Genomic DNA, 13,340 nt, shown 5'->3' with positions numbered 1-13,340 from the left:
CCGTGCGGTGGGGGTCGGAGGCACGAGCTCTGCACCTGACCTCCTATTCGGTGCGCAGGGCCGTGGCGGTTCGGGCCCTGGCGGCCCAGCCGGCGGGCAGGAGCGCACCCAGGGTGGCGATGAGCAGGCCGCCGAGTGAGAGCGGGAGCAGTTCGGGCCCGTGATAGACGGCGAGGACGGAACCGGGAAGGCGGAGCCCCACGCTGTCGCCCATCGCGGGGACGACCCAGCCGTGCAGGGCCACGCCGAGCGGCACGCCCAGCGCGCCGGCGGCCAGTCCGGTCACGACGACCGAGGTGAGGACCATCGCGACGGTCTGCCAGGGGGTCATGCCGAGCGCCTTGTGGACACCGATCTCCCGGACGCGCTCGCGGGTGTCGAGCAGTACGCCGTTCAGCACGCCGAACGCGGCGACGGCGACGAGCATCAGCGTGAGGATCGCGGACAGTGCGTTGAGTGTGACGACCATGTCGCCGCCGGCGTCGAGCCCGCCGGCCCGAGCGGTGACCCCCAGCGGAGCCAAGTCCCTGTTCAGCGCGTCGATGTAGCCGGTCACGTCGGTGCCGGACGTGACCGCGATGTGATGGCTCGTCTCCGTCAGGTCGGGATGTGCGGCCGTGAGCGTTGAGGCGTCGGTGAAGACCTGCATGCCGTCGTGACGTGGGTCGAGGACCTCACCGACGATCCGGGCCGTGACCGGCTCGGCCAGGCCGTTCAGGGTGACGGTGTCGCCGATGCCGGTGCCGGTGGCGGCCAGGAAGGGGGTGGGGACCACGGCCTCGCCGGGCTTGGCGATCCAGCGGCCCGAGACCATCGTGTAGCCGCCCCAGGAGGCGTCGCCGGTGAAGGCGATCACGTCGACGGTGCCGGTCAGGCCGGACACGGTTGCCCGTACCGTCGCGGCGCTGTAGTACTTCCCGGTTCCGGCGGCGGCCCCGATGGCCGCGGCGACTGCAGCGGGGTCGGCCTTGGGCTGCTTCTCGGGGCCAGGGCCCTGGGGTCCGAAGTCCGGCAAGGGCGCGGGCATGACGACATCGGCGGCGTCGTGGGCCTTGGCTTTCATCACCTGGCCGAGCGAGGCGCCCATCCCCACGGTGAACGTGACGGCGACGGCGCCGAACAGGATCGCTGTGCCCATGGCCAGCGCGCGGGCGGGCCGCGCGAAGGGCCGGGCCAGGCCCAGGGCGACCGGCTGCGGCAACGGCAGCCGTCCGGCCAGGCGGGCCGCCCATCGGCCGCGCCCCGCCGAAGCGTTACGCCCGACGGCGAGGGCGTCGACCGTACGCAGCCGCCCTGCCCGCCAGGCACTTGCCCACGCGGTCGCCGCCACCAGGCCGAGTACCCCGGCGATCACCGCCAGGTCGACCCAGGGGGCGATGGCAAGGGACGAGGTGCCGTAGACCTCCTCGGTCTCGGCAAGCACGGGGACGGCGAGCAGGTGGCCGGCGAGGACACCGAGGGCCGTGCCGACGGCGGCCGGGATCAGGGCCTGGCCCACATAGGCCCACACAACCTGGGATGGGGTGAAGCCCACGGCCTTGAGGATGCCGATGCGCCGCGTTCCCGTGCCGACGGCCGTCGCGACGACGTTGCCGACGATCAGCACCGACATGACCAGGCCCAGGGCGCCGAACGCGATGAGGAACGGGACGTAGAGGGCGGTGTCGCGCTCGGCGGCCTTCCTGACGGTGAGCCAGGACTGTTCGCCGACGGCCGCTTCCGGCGGCAGGGATTGCGTCACGGCCTTGCCGCCCTCTGCGATCCGCGCGATGGTGCCCGCGTCGGTGAAGCGGTAGAGCATCTGGTAGCCGCCGCTGCCGGGCGCGGTGAGCGCCGGCATCGGGACGGCGCCACCCAGGCGTCGGCGGTCTGTGTGACCGAGCGGGCCACACCGACCACCGTCAGGGTCGGACCGCCGGACAGATCGGGGAAGTCGATCTTCATGCCGATGGTCGGGATGAGCGAGGAGTCGGCGGACAGCACGATCTCGCCGAAGTTCGCGGCCCACCGCCCGTCGAGCAGTGCCACCTCGTCCACGTTGCGGCCGGGATCGCCCCGGCCGACCACGGTCATCGGCCACCCGGGGCCCGCCCCGTCCGACCGAGGGGTGAGCGTCGCCGTACGAAAGGGCCCGGCCGCACCGCTCACCCCTTCGGCGTCCTTGGACTTCGACAGGTGCCCGGCACTCACCTTGCCCGCGTCGAACTGGACCGACAGATGCGCGCCGTGCCGCTTGGCGAAGGAATCGTCGAAGGGCGCGCCGGACACCACGAGCAGCGATCCGCCGAGGACGGAGGCGGCCACCGCCATCATCGTGGCGAGCCCGACAACCAGCGTCTGCACCCGGCGTCGTCCCACGCCCGAGCGCACCACGTTGCCGAGCGCGCTCATCGGACGGCCTCCGAGGCGACGGCCTGCGACCGGACGTCCTCTGTGATCCGGCCGTCGGCGATCCGGACCGTACGGTTCGTACAGGACCGGGCCAGAACCAGGTCGTGGGTGACCACGACAATGGTCTGTCCCTCTGCATTCAGGCCGGTGAGCAGCCTGCTGACGTCCTGTCCGGCGGCCGTGTCCAGGGCCCCGGTCGGCTCGTCGGCCAGGAGCAGCGCCGGCCGGTTCATCAACGCCCGGGCCACCGCGACGCGCTGCCGCTCACCGCCGGACAACCGCCCCGGGTAGGCGCCGGCGTGCCGGTCGATGCCCAGCAGTTCCAGGAGTTCCGCCGTCCGGCGGACTGCCTCGCCACGTGCCATACCCGCGAGGCGCGCGGACAGCACGACATTGTCCGTGACGGTCAGATCGTCGAGCAGGTTGAAGAACTGGAAGACCATGCCGATCTTCGACCGCCGGTAGCGCGCCGACCCGGCTTCGCCCAGCCGGTCCACCCGCACCCCGCCCACGGTGACAGTCCCCGCATCGGGCCGGTCCAGGCCCGCGATCAGATTGAGCAACGTGGACTTGCCGCTGCCGGACGGGCCGAGGATCGCCACGGCCTCGCCGGGCTGCACAGTCAGCGACACCTCGTGCAAAGCAGGCGGGCCGTCGTCGTACCGACGACTCACCTCACGCAGTTCGACCACCGGCACAGTCATGAAAAACTCCTCGGTCACGGGCAGTTGGCTGCGTGAACGCTACGAGCGGGCCCGGCACGCACGCGTCGCCCGACCGAACCCATTGCGGTACCGCGCTGGGATGGGCCCCGGAATCGTCATCCCTGCGATGTAGGCGGGTGATGTATCCGGTGCGGTGGGAATGACCACCGGGATGGACTCCGCAGGTCCGCGCGGCGGCGACAATGAACCGGTGATGGACTCACGTACGACGCTGGAGCGGCTGTGGGAAGCCGCCCGCCGGACGGTCCGCGACGCCAGGCTTCCGAGCGGTCCTCCGCTGCGGCCCACCCGGCGCGCCTGGCAGTTCGACGCGCTGGTGGCACTGGCACTCGGAATCGCCACCGTCTACTACGGCATCGACAACGTCGACAACGTCGTGCTGCGTGAGGTCGCGCCCGGCGTGGTGCGTGCCGTGCCGCGCCCGTCCGGCCCCGGTGGCCTGGCCCTGATGGTGACCCTCGCGGTCGTCGCCTCGGGTGCCCTGGCGCTGCGCCGCCGCTACCCGCTCGCCGTACTGTGCGTCGTGACGGCCGCGACACTGGTGACACCGCAGAGCGTCCTGCGACTGACCTTCTACGCGTTCGTCATCGCCGTCTACAGCGCCGCCGTGTACAGCCCGTACCGGGTGGCGACCCTGGCGGCGCTGCCGGTGTCGGTCGTCCTGGTCGGCACCTCGGGAAGCTCGGTGACACCGATCATCCCCAACGAATACGTCGTCCTGCTGATCCTGGTCCCGATGGCCGTGGCCGCCGTCGGCCTGCGTACCTGGAAACTCCGGACCGACGAGGGCCGCACCCGGCTCTCCGCCCTGGAACGCGAACAGGCCGAGGCGCTGCACCGGGCCGTCGAGCACGAGCGGGCCAGGATCGCCCGCGAACTGCACGACGTCGTCACCCACAACGTCAGCGTGATGATCATCCAGGCGGGCGCCGCCCGCAAGATCATGAAAACGTCCCCCGAGGAGGCCGGCGAGGCCCTGCTCGCCGTCGAGGCGGGCGGACGGGCGGCCATGACCGAGCTGCGGCACGTCATGGGACTGCTCACCATGGCCGACGAGTGCGCGGGCACGGACGAAGGCGCGGACCTGGCCGACACGGCGGCGGAGCTGGCCCCGCAACCCGGACTGGACCAGCTGGAAACGCTGGTCGGACGGGTCCGGGACACCGGACTGACCGTCGACCTGACCGTGACCGGCCCGCCCAGTTCCCTCCCGCCCGGCCTCGAACTCACCGCCTACCGGGTGGTCCAGGAAGCCCTGACCAACACCGTGAAGCACGCGTCCGGCGCCACCGCCGCCGTGACCGTCGAATACGGCCCGGAACGGCTCCGGGTGGAAGTCACCGACACCGGTGGACACCCGGGCGCGGGCGCGGCCGCCGGAAGCGGCCGAGGCCTGATCGGCCTGCGCGAGCGCCTCGCCGTCTACGACGGAATCCTGAACACCGGCCGACGCCTGACCGGCGGCTACCGTGTGGAAGCACTGATCCCCTTGGAGACACCGTGACCGAGCCACTTCGCGTGCTCCTCGCCGACGACCAGACCCTGGTCCGCACCGGATTCCGGTTGATCCTCCGCGCCGACGGCATCGACGTCGTCGCCGAGGCGACCAACGGAACCGAAGCGGTCGAAGCGGTCCGCCGCACACGTCCCAACGTGGTCCTGATGGACATCCGGATGCCCGAGATGGACGGCCTGGAGGCCACCCGCCGCATCCTCACCGGCGCCCCCGATCAACCCCGCGTCATCATCCTGACTACCTTCGACCTCGACCGATACGTCTACGCAGCACTGTCCGCCGGGGCCAGCGGCTTCCTGCTCAAGGACGTCACCCCCGAGCATCTGACCGCGGCCGTCCGCACGGTCCGTACCGGCGACGCTCTCCTCGCACCTGCCATCACCCGCCGCCTCGTGCAGCGGTTCACCCAGCGCGGCAGCGACACCGCCGCCCTCCACCGCGACCTCGCCTCGCTCACCCCGCGCGAACTGGAGGTCCTCGGCCTGCTGGCCCGAGGACTGAGCAACGCCGAACTCGCCACCCGCCTCCACCTGGCCGAGGCGACCATCAAGACGCACGTCGCCCGTATCCTCGCCAAGCTCGGACTCCGTGACCGTGTCCAGGCCGTCATCGTCGCCTACGAGACAGGGCTGGTCAGCGCCGGCACACACGAGGCCGCCCAGCAGTCCACCGAGCAGACGTAGACCGAAGCCGAGGCTTGGCCCGTGCCCGCGCTGTTGTGCGACGGACCAGGGGCGCAGGCATCGGACTCGGCCCACGGACGCAGCGTCAGCCGGGCAGTGTGTCAGCACGTTCCGGCGGAGCCGGTGGCCGGCCAGCACGGCTGTGCCCCTGACAGCCCTGCGTTGCCATGTCAACCGTATCAAGATGCTGTCGAGTAGCCGGGCCTCACCGCTCACCACGACGGTTTTCAGCCAACGAGGTGATTTGGAGCCTCCCTCCGCAGGGCGACTCCGAAGGGCCAAAGCCTTCATCATCCGTGCAGCACCGCATCAAGAAGTCGACCTGCATCGACTCCCCTCTGCGTTTAGGACACACCAAGCGCCAGATGTTCGGCCGCGTAGGCTTCGAACTCCTCGGCAGACGTGTCCTGTTGGCGTGACCGATCGTCACCGCACCATACGAACCGGACCAGAGCCCCGAAGATCCATTACAAAGCCACGAAGCATGAGTCGGCGCGTCACTGATCCTGCCGGGCAAGGAACTCCTCGAACGCCGCCTTCTGCTTCGGATCCATGAAGCCTTGGCGGACATTGCGGGCCTTCTCCCAGGCGATCGCCGGAGATGCAAAGGTCTTCGCCACGGTCGTGGCAGAGGTGCTGGACCAGGCCGTCGGCCCGCTGTGGGACGGGTATGCCATCCGATGAGTCGGTAGGGCGCGACCGCACCATCACATGGGGCATGACCGCGATCAGCGGGCTGAGGTCTGTTGTTCGGCTCGGGCGGGGGTGGTGGCGAGGCGGTCGCCCCCAGCCCCAGCCGCCCAGTAGTGCCGGGACCTGCAGCTCTTCCAGCAGTGCGACGGCGGCCTCGGCCTCCTCGTCCGGGCACGACGACCCACCACGTTCATAGGCGGTCGGCATCGCTCAGGGCCTCGAGGGACCGGCGCCTGAGCCGTTCCGGCCGACCGCGCCCACGAGGACGGCGGCATCGGAGACTGTCGGTGGGACCTGATAGCAATGCAGTTATGATCAGCAGTGACGACATAGGCATTCTTGCCCAGCAACTGACGAGCCGCTTCGTCGGCTTGCTCTGGAGCGAGACGGACATGCGCAAACTCATCGGCTGGCTCGGCTGGGAGTGGACCGGCGAACCCGGCGGCCCGGCGGGAGCGGTGACCGGGCTGCCGGGCGGGGACGCAGTGCTCGTCCCGGTCAAAGCCACCGAACGGGAGTGGGCCACGCTGGAGGAGTACCTGGAGCTCGTGGTGCCGTTGAGCCGGCCCGCACCGGAACCACGCGCGCAGGCCCAGGAGTTCCGGCGCGCGGCGGACGCGGTGCGCCAAGTACTCGGGGACGCGACGTACGTCGGCAGTCACGGCAGCACCCAACCCTACGGACGACGTGAGGCACGGCCACTGTGGGGCTGCCCGTTCCTGCGCTGGCGCAAGGACCGGGTGACCCTGGAACTGCGGGCCGGGACGGACGGGCCGGAGCTCGTGCTGCAGCCCAGCGAGGCCTGGGAGAGGTGGTACTCACTGGCCGGACGGGGGTTCGTCGGCGTCCTGGAGGACTGCGAACAGCAGTTGCAGCACCCGCGGTGGGAGCTGGCCGGCGACTGGGACACCCTGCAGGTCTCGATCGGTGCATTCCTGCGGACGCTGCCCGCTGTCGCGGTGGCGACCGGGATGTCCCAGAACCTGTCCCTGTACGGGCGGGTCGGCGACGCCTCACCCATCATGTTCGACATCGTCTGCGACGACCGTCTCTACCTCGGGTACTGCGAGTACATGGTCGAGGAAGCGGCGCGCGGCGATAACGCAGTCAAGCTCGGGTGGACCCGCCGGGAGTTGCTGCCGCCTGGGCACATCCACCCCGGAGACGACGGCGACATGCCCTGGCGCATCGACGCGGGCGGCCCCGGGGAAGTGCGGGCCTCGGAGATGTCTGCGCTGATCGTGCGCACGGCGCAGGCCGCTGGAGTCACCAAGGCCACCGACCTGATCATCGGCAGGGAAAGCGAGTACCGGCGGCCGTACTGGGTCCACTTTGCGGAACTCGCGATGGCCACCGGCTGAGCCGACGGCTTCGAGAAGTGGCAGTGCCGTCCCTTCGCTGTGATCCGCTTCCGCGAACCGTCGCAACCTGATCCGTTCGGTTGCTGCAAGCCGGCCGGCACAGGGAGTGAAGGGGCTCGGTACTCTCGCGCGGGAAGCGGGTCGAGGCCGCCTGGTGAGGATTGGCCTGATGACTGGGGCAGAACGAATTGATATCGATGACCCCGATGTCGATATGGACTACGGGGGACGCCTGTTGTACGGCGGAGAACTGTTCACCGGCGAGGCGACGGAGCACTCAGGGACTGCCCTGATCAGCCTGGACGAATACGTGGACGGCGTTGTGCACAGCCTCTGCCGCGAGTGGTGTGAGGACGGCACCCTTCGTGGCGAAGGAAGAGCCCAGAGGGTTCGCGCGGTGGGAGCTACGCGAGAGTGGCACCCCAACGGCGTACTTGCGGCTGAGCAGGTGTTCACCGAGGGGCGTGGGGAACTGCTGGCACAGCGCGCCTGGGACGACCGGGGTCACATGGTGAGGGACCGGCAGAAGAAGTCCGAGTAGGTCTACGTCCATGTCTCCCAGTACGCACACCACTTTCCATCGCCTTCGTGGCCCATGGTGTCGGCATGGCCCAATGCCACGAAACTTAAGTTGATCAAGGACTTCGCTGGGGAGGGTCTGGTGCGGTGCTCGATGTCGCGTCAGCCACGAGGCTAGGGTTGCCGCATGGCTCAGGGCTCCGTGGGTTCGGGTGGGTTCGTCGCGCGACCGGACCAGGTTTCGCTGGGAGTCTTGGTCGCGGCGGTGCCGCGGTTCAAGGTGGATGAGGCTGCGGCGGTTTGCGGGGTGGCCGAGCAAGGCCAGGGCGGGAAGCTCCCTCCGCACGTGACCGCCTATCTGGTGATGGCGCTCTGCCTCTTCTCCGACGACGGGGCCGAGGAGGTCGCACAGAAGGTCACCGGGTCGCTGTCGCAGTTCGGTGTGTGGGACGCGGCCTGGGAGCCGCCGACCTCGTCGGGGATCATCCAGGCACGTAAGCGGTTGGGGCGCGACGTGCTGCGGGAGACGTTCTATCGGGTGGCCGAACCCGTTGCCACCAGCGAGACGCGGAGCGCGTGGCTGCGCGGATGGCGGCTGACGGCCATCGACGGGTTCGATCTCGACCTGCCCGACTCGGCCGAGAACGCCGCCGAGTTCGGCTACGCCGGCAACGACCGGTCCCGCTCTGCCTTCCCCAAGGCCCGGGTGGTGGCGGTCGTCGAGTGCGGATCCCACGCTTTCATCGACGCCGAGGTCGGGCCGGTAAAGCGGAGCGAAGGGACGATGGCGGCCACGCTGCTGCCCTCGATCTCAAACGACTGGCTGCTGCTGGCCGATCGAGGCTTCTACAGTTTTGCCGCGTTCAGCGCCGCCGCTCAGACCGGAGCAGCGCTGTGCTGGCGGGTACCGACGCAACTGTCCCTGCCGGTCCTGAAGGTCCTGCCCGACGGTACGTACCTGTCGGCCCTGGTCGATCCCCGCTTGCGTGGCCACAAGCGGGAGGAACTGCTGCAGCAAGCGAGGAGCGGCGCGAAGCCGGACCCAGCCGCAGCTCACGTCGTGCGGGTCATCGAATACGACGTCCCCGACCGCGACGGCGGGGAACTGGTCTGCCTGATCACCACGGTCACCGAGCCGGAGTCCGCGACCGCCGCCGAACTAGCCTCCGCCTACCACCGAAGATGGGAGGATGAGGCCGCAAACGGCCAGCTCAAGACAGTCCTGCGCGGCCCGGGAAAGGTCCTGCGGTCCAAGATCCCGGACCTGGTCCACCAGGAGATCTGGGCCTACCTGCTGGTCCACTACGCGATCAACTCTCTGATCTGCCAGGCCGCGACCGGCGCCGACGTCGCCCCGGACCGGATCAGCTTCCTCAGAACACTGAACATCGTCCGCCGCTCCGCCACCGGGACAGCAGCGTTCCCCCCTGAACCTGGGAAGCGGTGAAAACCGATGTCCTCGCCATGCTCTCGCAGCACGCCGAAACTGCAACCCCGCACGCTGCCACCGCTCCTACCCACACGTCGTCAAACGCGCCCGTCACAACTCCTAGCGGGTGAAGAGGACTTCGCACGCAGCCACCTGCCACACGAAAGCCACCCGACCTGAAGTTCGCCTGCCTCGAGGTAGCCCTGCCAGCCGCATCAAGATCAACTTCACCTCGCCGTTTCAGTTGGGACTGCTGGGCGGCTGCGCGAGGCCGTTTGAGGCCGTGTCGCCCGGTGGACACGCTGAAGGCCCGACGCCGGGTCGGGTTCTCCAAAGTCCTCACCTCATCGAAGCGGCCGTGCCGAATCCCGTCGCGGCGACGAACAGTCCAATGCAGGTGAAGAGCACCATCACTCCGCCGATCAGGATCGGGCCACTCCCTATCCCGGATGCTGCTCCGACCGGTACCGCCCGCTCGGGGCGCTGCGGTAGATACCGCACCGGAACGATGTCCCCGATCACATGCGGCACTTCCGAAACGACCTCGGCCCGCACATCCCGCCCGTCGGGCGCCCGGAACCCCAGGATCAGACGCCGCTGGCTTTGCCCGTGCCCCTGCGATGAGTGGTGCACCACGAACGTCTCCAGGCAACGGGCCTCCGCAACGAGACCCTCCTGCAAAATCCGCCTGCGCTCCAATACGTTGCGCACCGTGTAGATGAGCACCGCGATTCCCATGGCCGCAAACAGCACCCCGGCCGCCCCGAAGACCCACCCGAACGCCGCATCCACAGCAACATCCCTCATCCCCCATTGATGGCCCGGAATCACGCCTCTGCGCGCTGGGCCGACGACACCTGTGAAGATACACAGCGGGGACCAGCGGTTACCGCCGGGGAGCAAGGCGGCGACCAGGTCCGTTCCCTGCGCTCACCTTTACCATTACCTGTCGGACAGGCCCTGTTGTCCTGCGCCGGAGATCCGTCGGCAGAAGCGGGCGAGGAATTCGAGGATCTCCTCATCTGTCTTGGTCCAGTGGACGGCTTGGGCGTCTTCGTTCCAGTTCTGGACCCACGGCCGTTCGCAGCGCAGGCCAGGTCACCAGGTCGCCGGTGGCCAAGTGATCAACCTGAGATCGGCCAGATCGGGGGCTCTGTCCCGGCACCGCAAGGTGACCTGTTTGCCACGTTGCCAGGGTGTCCAGCCGTGGTGAAGCAGTGCCTGGCGGATGACTGCAGCGACCAGCCCTGGTGCGATCACCACGCCGTGCTCGACCCATGTAGCCATTCGCTGCTCGTCCCCGTCGCCGCCCACCACGACGATCGCCAGACCGGCCTCGTCGCTGGGCGCGACTACCCAGCGATAGCGTTCTCCATCGACAATGATCACCCGCGTGCCTCTTTTTGCTATGGCCATGCGGCACAACCTTCCACGGCTCGCTCGGCCGGAGAAGTCAATTCTGGTCCGACCGAGGGTTCATCGCAGTGCTGACGCAAGACCGCCCGTGAGGTCCCGTCGCTTCCGTTGTCTTCGTGGAGCGGGTCTTCTTCGTCTGTCATGCTTCTGCTGTGGCCGTGATCACGCAGACCGACGAGCAGGTCCTGGCGGCGGGCGGGATGGGCTCTGACCTGGAGGACTCGGGGCCGGCTGGACCAACGGACTCGCCGACTTCTCGCGCCACCGGTCTCAACGTTCCTGGCGCCACCTGACCATGTAAGCGGGCGCTTCCACGTCGTACCGGTCCTCTGCGGGGGTCTTCCACTCGGCCACCAGCCGCCGCGCGTCGGCGGGTGCCTCCCGCCGGGGCCCGAGCAACGCCTGCAGCTCGTCGTAGCGCCTGTCGACTCCACCGTCGCCAGGAAAGCCCGTCGTCGCGGTGCCCTCGGCGAGACGCTTGTACCAGTCGGCTACTATCGCCGACTGCTCACGCTCCAGAGAGAGCGACGCTTCATCGATGGGCCACACAAGGTACTCGTCGTCGTAGGGATCGTCGGGATGCCAGTGGTCATGAATGGCCTCGAAGTAGTGCGGTGTCCCCTGGACATCGGCGATCCCCTTCCTGGGGCCGTCGTACCAGTCGTGCTCCACATGGACCCGCTCGAATCCCGCGCGTACCAGCATGAGCCTCTCGGAGTTCTCTGTCATCCGGGCAGGGTATGGAACTCCGGTTCGAGCTGCACGGCAATATCCAGTGGGTCAGATCCAGGCCGCGCCCTTTCAGTTGGGGCTGCTGGGCGGCTGAGCCCCCGAACTGTCAGCGGAGACATGGAGCTTGGGACGCGTACCGATACCCTGCACCTAATCTTCTGAGTCGGGGATTCTGTTCAGATATGAGGCGAGGCGTTCGAGGATCTCGTCGGCGGTCTTCGTCCAGACGTAGGGCTTCGGGTCGGTGTTCCAGGCGGCGATCCAGTTGCGGATGTCCTTCTCGAGGGCCTGGACGGATCTGTGGACGCCTCGCCGTATCTGCTTGTTCGTGAGTTCGGCGAACCATCGGTCGACGAGGTTCAGCCAAGACGAGCCGGTCGGTGTGAAATGCAGATGGATGGAACCGCGGGTGCGCAAGAAGCCACGTCTTGATGGCGGATGTCTTGGGGGTGGCGTAGAAGCCCCTATGAGCCATCGCGAGACACGGCCGACCCGAGAGGAGGGGCGTCCGCTTCGCCAGCCGCCTGGAGGGCGTGCAAGAGGCTTTCCGAAGAATGCTCGGGCTGGTGGGCATCAACGACGACGGTGAGCATCCTGCCCCTCGCCCTTCCCAAACTGAGCTGGCAGTCGGGTGCACCCGTCGATCACGGGCGCTTCCGCCGCCAACCCGACGAAGCATCAGCAATCGGATGTCATCCGACTAGGCCGAAGCCCTTGGCCGAAAGAGCGCCGCGTCGTCATACCGCACCGAGCTGGCGGAATTCATGTGTAGCGCGGGGGAACAAGGACGAGAGGATGTTCGACTGCAGCTCTCCATCAAGGGTGGACGCGAGGAATTGCGTGCAGGTTACTGAGAAATGTTCCCATCGGTCGCCGCGCGCCTCGTTCACCATGACGGTCCATTCGTCCGGGTCGAGGCCGGGCCGAACGAGCCAGTAGAGGCATTCTCCGTTGTCCGTGGCCGCCCATGGGATGACCCGGGACCCCTCGACCTCCAGCTCCGCCGGCTTCTTCTCGACTTCCCACAGGTCTTCCAGGTCTTCGGCCTGATTCTTCGCCCATTCGATGAGGTCGTAATTCTCGTTGGGGCGGCCCGGCTCAAGGACGTACAGATAGTCGTCCCAGTTGCTTCCGCCGTAGACGTGGATGAGCTCCTTGTAGTCGGCAGGAAGCTCGACCCCAAGGCTGCGCTCGACCTCGTCCCAGTCTTTGTGGCGGGGCTCGCTCGGCGCCGGGGCGATTTCGGAAAGACGCGAAAGGGCGTTGCTCATGGTGGAGGTCCTGTTTCTGAGGATTGCCGGGTCCGGGCGACAGGGAGGCTGGCTTTAATCGCCTGCTCTCGTCAGCCACCTCTCTTCTGATTGGGTATGAATGCAGTATTTCCCGACTCTGTGATTCCGGTGCTTCTGTGTTGAGTGAATTTGAAACCGTCCAAGCCGTAAGCCTCCATGTACACCCCCGTGGGGATTTTGTCGGTCCCATTGTATCGAGGAGTGACGCTGTACTGGATGGTCTGACCGGACTCGACTGCGGCCCTGATTTGGTTTTCAATATGCCGCATGACGGGGGAATTGACGTAGGCATGCATGGTGACGAAATTTGCCGGATTGTAGTTGGATCCGCCGAGAGCCGGGACGGGGTGACGGGTCGCCGGCCGGGCTCTTCGTGCGGCAGGTGATACGGCGGCCAATCAGCGTGATCGCCGCCCACGTGATCAGAGCCTCGCTGTGATGCGGCAGGCGTTCGGGTCCCGGCAGTTCCGGCGGACCCGAGTGATCCGCGACAGGCTGCTTTCCGCCACCCACCTGCGGGGAAGGACGACGAAGCCGGGCTGTCCCTGTCGCGGTCCGGCACCCGCCACGCCGCGGTCGGACC

12 protein-coding genes and 2 pseudogenes are annotated in these 13,340 nt (G+C 68.1%); 5 read left to right on the top strand and 9 right to left on the bottom strand.

What is annotated here, in order from left to right; all coding sequences use genetic code 11:
- Window positions 1–43 precede the first annotated feature (43 nt).
- Window positions 44–2,391, bottom strand: a pseudogene (locus tag ABZ208_RS33175) (FtsX-like permease family protein).
- The gene (locus ABZ208_RS33170; RefSeq protein WP_356913150.1) at window positions 2,388–3,095 is read right to left on the bottom strand and encodes an ABC transporter ATP-binding protein; all 708 of its coding nucleotides are present in this window, start codon (window positions 3,093–3,095) and stop codon (window positions 2,388–2,390) included. Before ABZ208_RS33170 ends, ABZ208_RS33175 begins: the two are co-directional and overlap by 4 nt.
- Before the next feature lie 214 nt (window positions 3,096–3,309).
- Here ABZ208_RS33170 and ABZ208_RS33165 point away from each other — a divergent pair, with 214 nt between their 5' ends.
- Window positions 3,310–4,620, top strand: a complete 1,311-nt coding sequence (locus ABZ208_RS33165; protein WP_356913149.1) for a histidine kinase — start codon at window positions 3,310–3,312, stop codon at window positions 4,618–4,620.
- Window positions 4,617–5,315, top strand: a complete 699-nt coding sequence (locus ABZ208_RS33160; protein WP_356913148.1) for a response regulator transcription factor — start codon at window positions 4,617–4,619, stop codon at window positions 5,313–5,315. Before ABZ208_RS33165 ends, ABZ208_RS33160 begins: the two co-directional genes overlap by 4 nt.
- A gap of 497 nt (window positions 5,316–5,812) precedes the next feature.
- On the opposite strand, the gene ABZ208_RS33155 is transcribed toward ABZ208_RS33160, so the two are convergent.
- Window positions 5,813–5,992, bottom strand: coding sequence for a hypothetical protein (locus ABZ208_RS33155; protein ID WP_356913155.1), 180 nt, complete (start codon window positions 5,990–5,992; stop codon window positions 5,813–5,815).
- Window positions 5,993–6,319: 327 nt separating this feature from the next.
- Between ABZ208_RS33155 and ABZ208_RS33150 the strand changes: the two genes are divergently transcribed.
- The 3 genes from ABZ208_RS33150 to ABZ208_RS33140 all read left to right on the top strand — a co-directional run bounded on the left by ABZ208_RS33150 (window position 6,320) and on the right by ABZ208_RS33140 (window position 9,335).
- On the top strand, window positions 6,320–7,369 hold the full coding sequence (locus tag ABZ208_RS33150; protein ID WP_356913147.1) for a hypothetical protein: 1,050 nt from the start codon (window positions 6,320–6,322) through the stop codon (window positions 7,367–7,369).
- 169 nt (window positions 7,370–7,538) lie between these two features.
- Complete coding sequence (locus ABZ208_RS33145; protein WP_356913146.1) at window positions 7,539–7,910, top strand: hypothetical protein; 372 nt, start codon at window positions 7,539–7,541, stop codon at window positions 7,908–7,910.
- Window positions 7,911–8,075: 165 nt separating this feature from the next.
- A complete protein-coding gene (locus ABZ208_RS33140) occupies window positions 8,076–9,335 on the top strand; it encodes an IS4 family transposase (protein WP_356913145.1) in 1,260 nt (419 codons plus the stop codon).
- Between the two features lie 321 nt (window positions 9,336–9,656).
- Here the strand turns inward: ABZ208_RS33140 and ABZ208_RS33135 are convergent, their stop codons facing one another.
- The 6 genes and pseudogenes from ABZ208_RS33135 to ABZ208_RS33110 all read right to left on the bottom strand — a co-directional run bounded on the left by ABZ208_RS33135 (window position 9,657) and on the right by ABZ208_RS33110 (window position 13,155).
- Window positions 9,657–10,109, bottom strand: a complete 453-nt coding sequence (locus tag ABZ208_RS33135) for a DUF3592 domain-containing protein (RefSeq protein ID WP_356913144.1) — start codon at window positions 10,107–10,109, stop codon at window positions 9,657–9,659.
- 306 nt (window positions 10,110–10,415) lie between these two features.
- Window positions 10,416–10,733: a hypothetical protein gene (locus tag ABZ208_RS33130; protein ID WP_356913143.1), complete on the bottom strand. Its 318-nt coding sequence runs from the start codon at window positions 10,731–10,733 to the stop codon at window positions 10,416–10,418.
- 270 nt (window positions 10,734–11,003) lie between these two features.
- The gene (locus ABZ208_RS33125) at window positions 11,004–11,462 is read right to left on the bottom strand and encodes a hypothetical protein (protein ID WP_356913142.1); all 459 of its coding nucleotides are present in this window, start codon (window positions 11,460–11,462) and stop codon (window positions 11,004–11,006) included.
- A 153-nt stretch (window positions 11,463–11,615) separates the two neighbouring features.
- Window positions 11,616–11,919, bottom strand: a pseudogene (locus ABZ208_RS33120) (IS630 family transposase); the annotation flags it as partial.
- A 283-nt stretch (window positions 11,920–12,202) separates the two neighbouring features.
- A complete protein-coding gene (locus ABZ208_RS33115; RefSeq protein WP_356913141.1) occupies window positions 12,203–12,736 on the bottom strand; it encodes an SMI1/KNR4 family protein in 534 nt (177 codons plus the stop codon).
- A 71-nt stretch (window positions 12,737–12,807) separates the two neighbouring features.
- Entirely contained in the window at window positions 12,808–13,155 is a 348-nt protein-coding gene (locus tag ABZ208_RS33110) for a DNA/RNA non-specific endonuclease (RefSeq protein WP_356913140.1), read from the bottom strand.
- Window positions 13,156–13,340 lie beyond the last annotated feature (185 nt).

This window comes from Streptomyces sp. NPDC006208 (assembly GCF_040613775.1).
In the GTDB taxonomy this organism is placed as follows: Bacteria; Actinomycetota; Actinomycetes; order Streptomycetales; family Streptomycetaceae; genus Streptomyces.
The sequence above is the reverse complement of the archived record's forward strand: the minus strand, read 5'-3'. Positions and strand labels throughout refer to the sequence as shown.

Bases quoted from the DNA above. Each gene is read 5' to 3' on its own strand.
- ABZ208_RS33170 (WP_356913150.1), bottom strand. From the start codon at position 3,095: ATGACTGTGCCGGTGGTCGAACTGCGTGAGGTGAGTCGTCGGTACGAC.
- ABZ208_RS33165 (WP_356913149.1), top strand. From the start codon at position 3,310: ATGGACTCACGTACGACGCTGGAGCGGCTGTGGGAAGCCGCCCGCCGG.
- ABZ208_RS33155 (WP_356913155.1), bottom strand. From the start codon at position 5,992: ATGGCATACCCGTCCCACAGCGGGCCGACGGCCTGGTCCAGCACCTCT.
- ABZ208_RS33150 (WP_356913147.1), top strand. From the start codon at position 6,320: ATGATCAGCAGTGACGACATAGGCATTCTTGCCCAGCAACTGACGAGC.
- ABZ208_RS33145 (WP_356913146.1), top strand. From the start codon at position 7,539: ATGACTGGGGCAGAACGAATTGATATCGATGACCCCGATGTCGATATG.
- ABZ208_RS33140 (WP_356913145.1), top strand. From the start codon at position 8,076: ATGGCTCAGGGCTCCGTGGGTTCGGGTGGGTTCGTCGCGCGACCGGAC.
- ABZ208_RS33130 (WP_356913143.1), bottom strand. From the start codon at position 10,733: ATGGCCATAGCAAAAAGAGGCACGCGGGTGATCATTGTCGATGGAGAA.
- ABZ208_RS33125 (WP_356913142.1), bottom strand. From the start codon at position 11,462: ATGACAGAGAACTCCGAGAGGCTCATGCTGGTACGCGCGGGATTCGAG.
- ABZ208_RS33115 (WP_356913141.1), bottom strand. From the start codon at position 12,736: ATGAGCAACGCCCTTTCGCGTCTTTCCGAAATCGCCCCGGCGCCGAGC.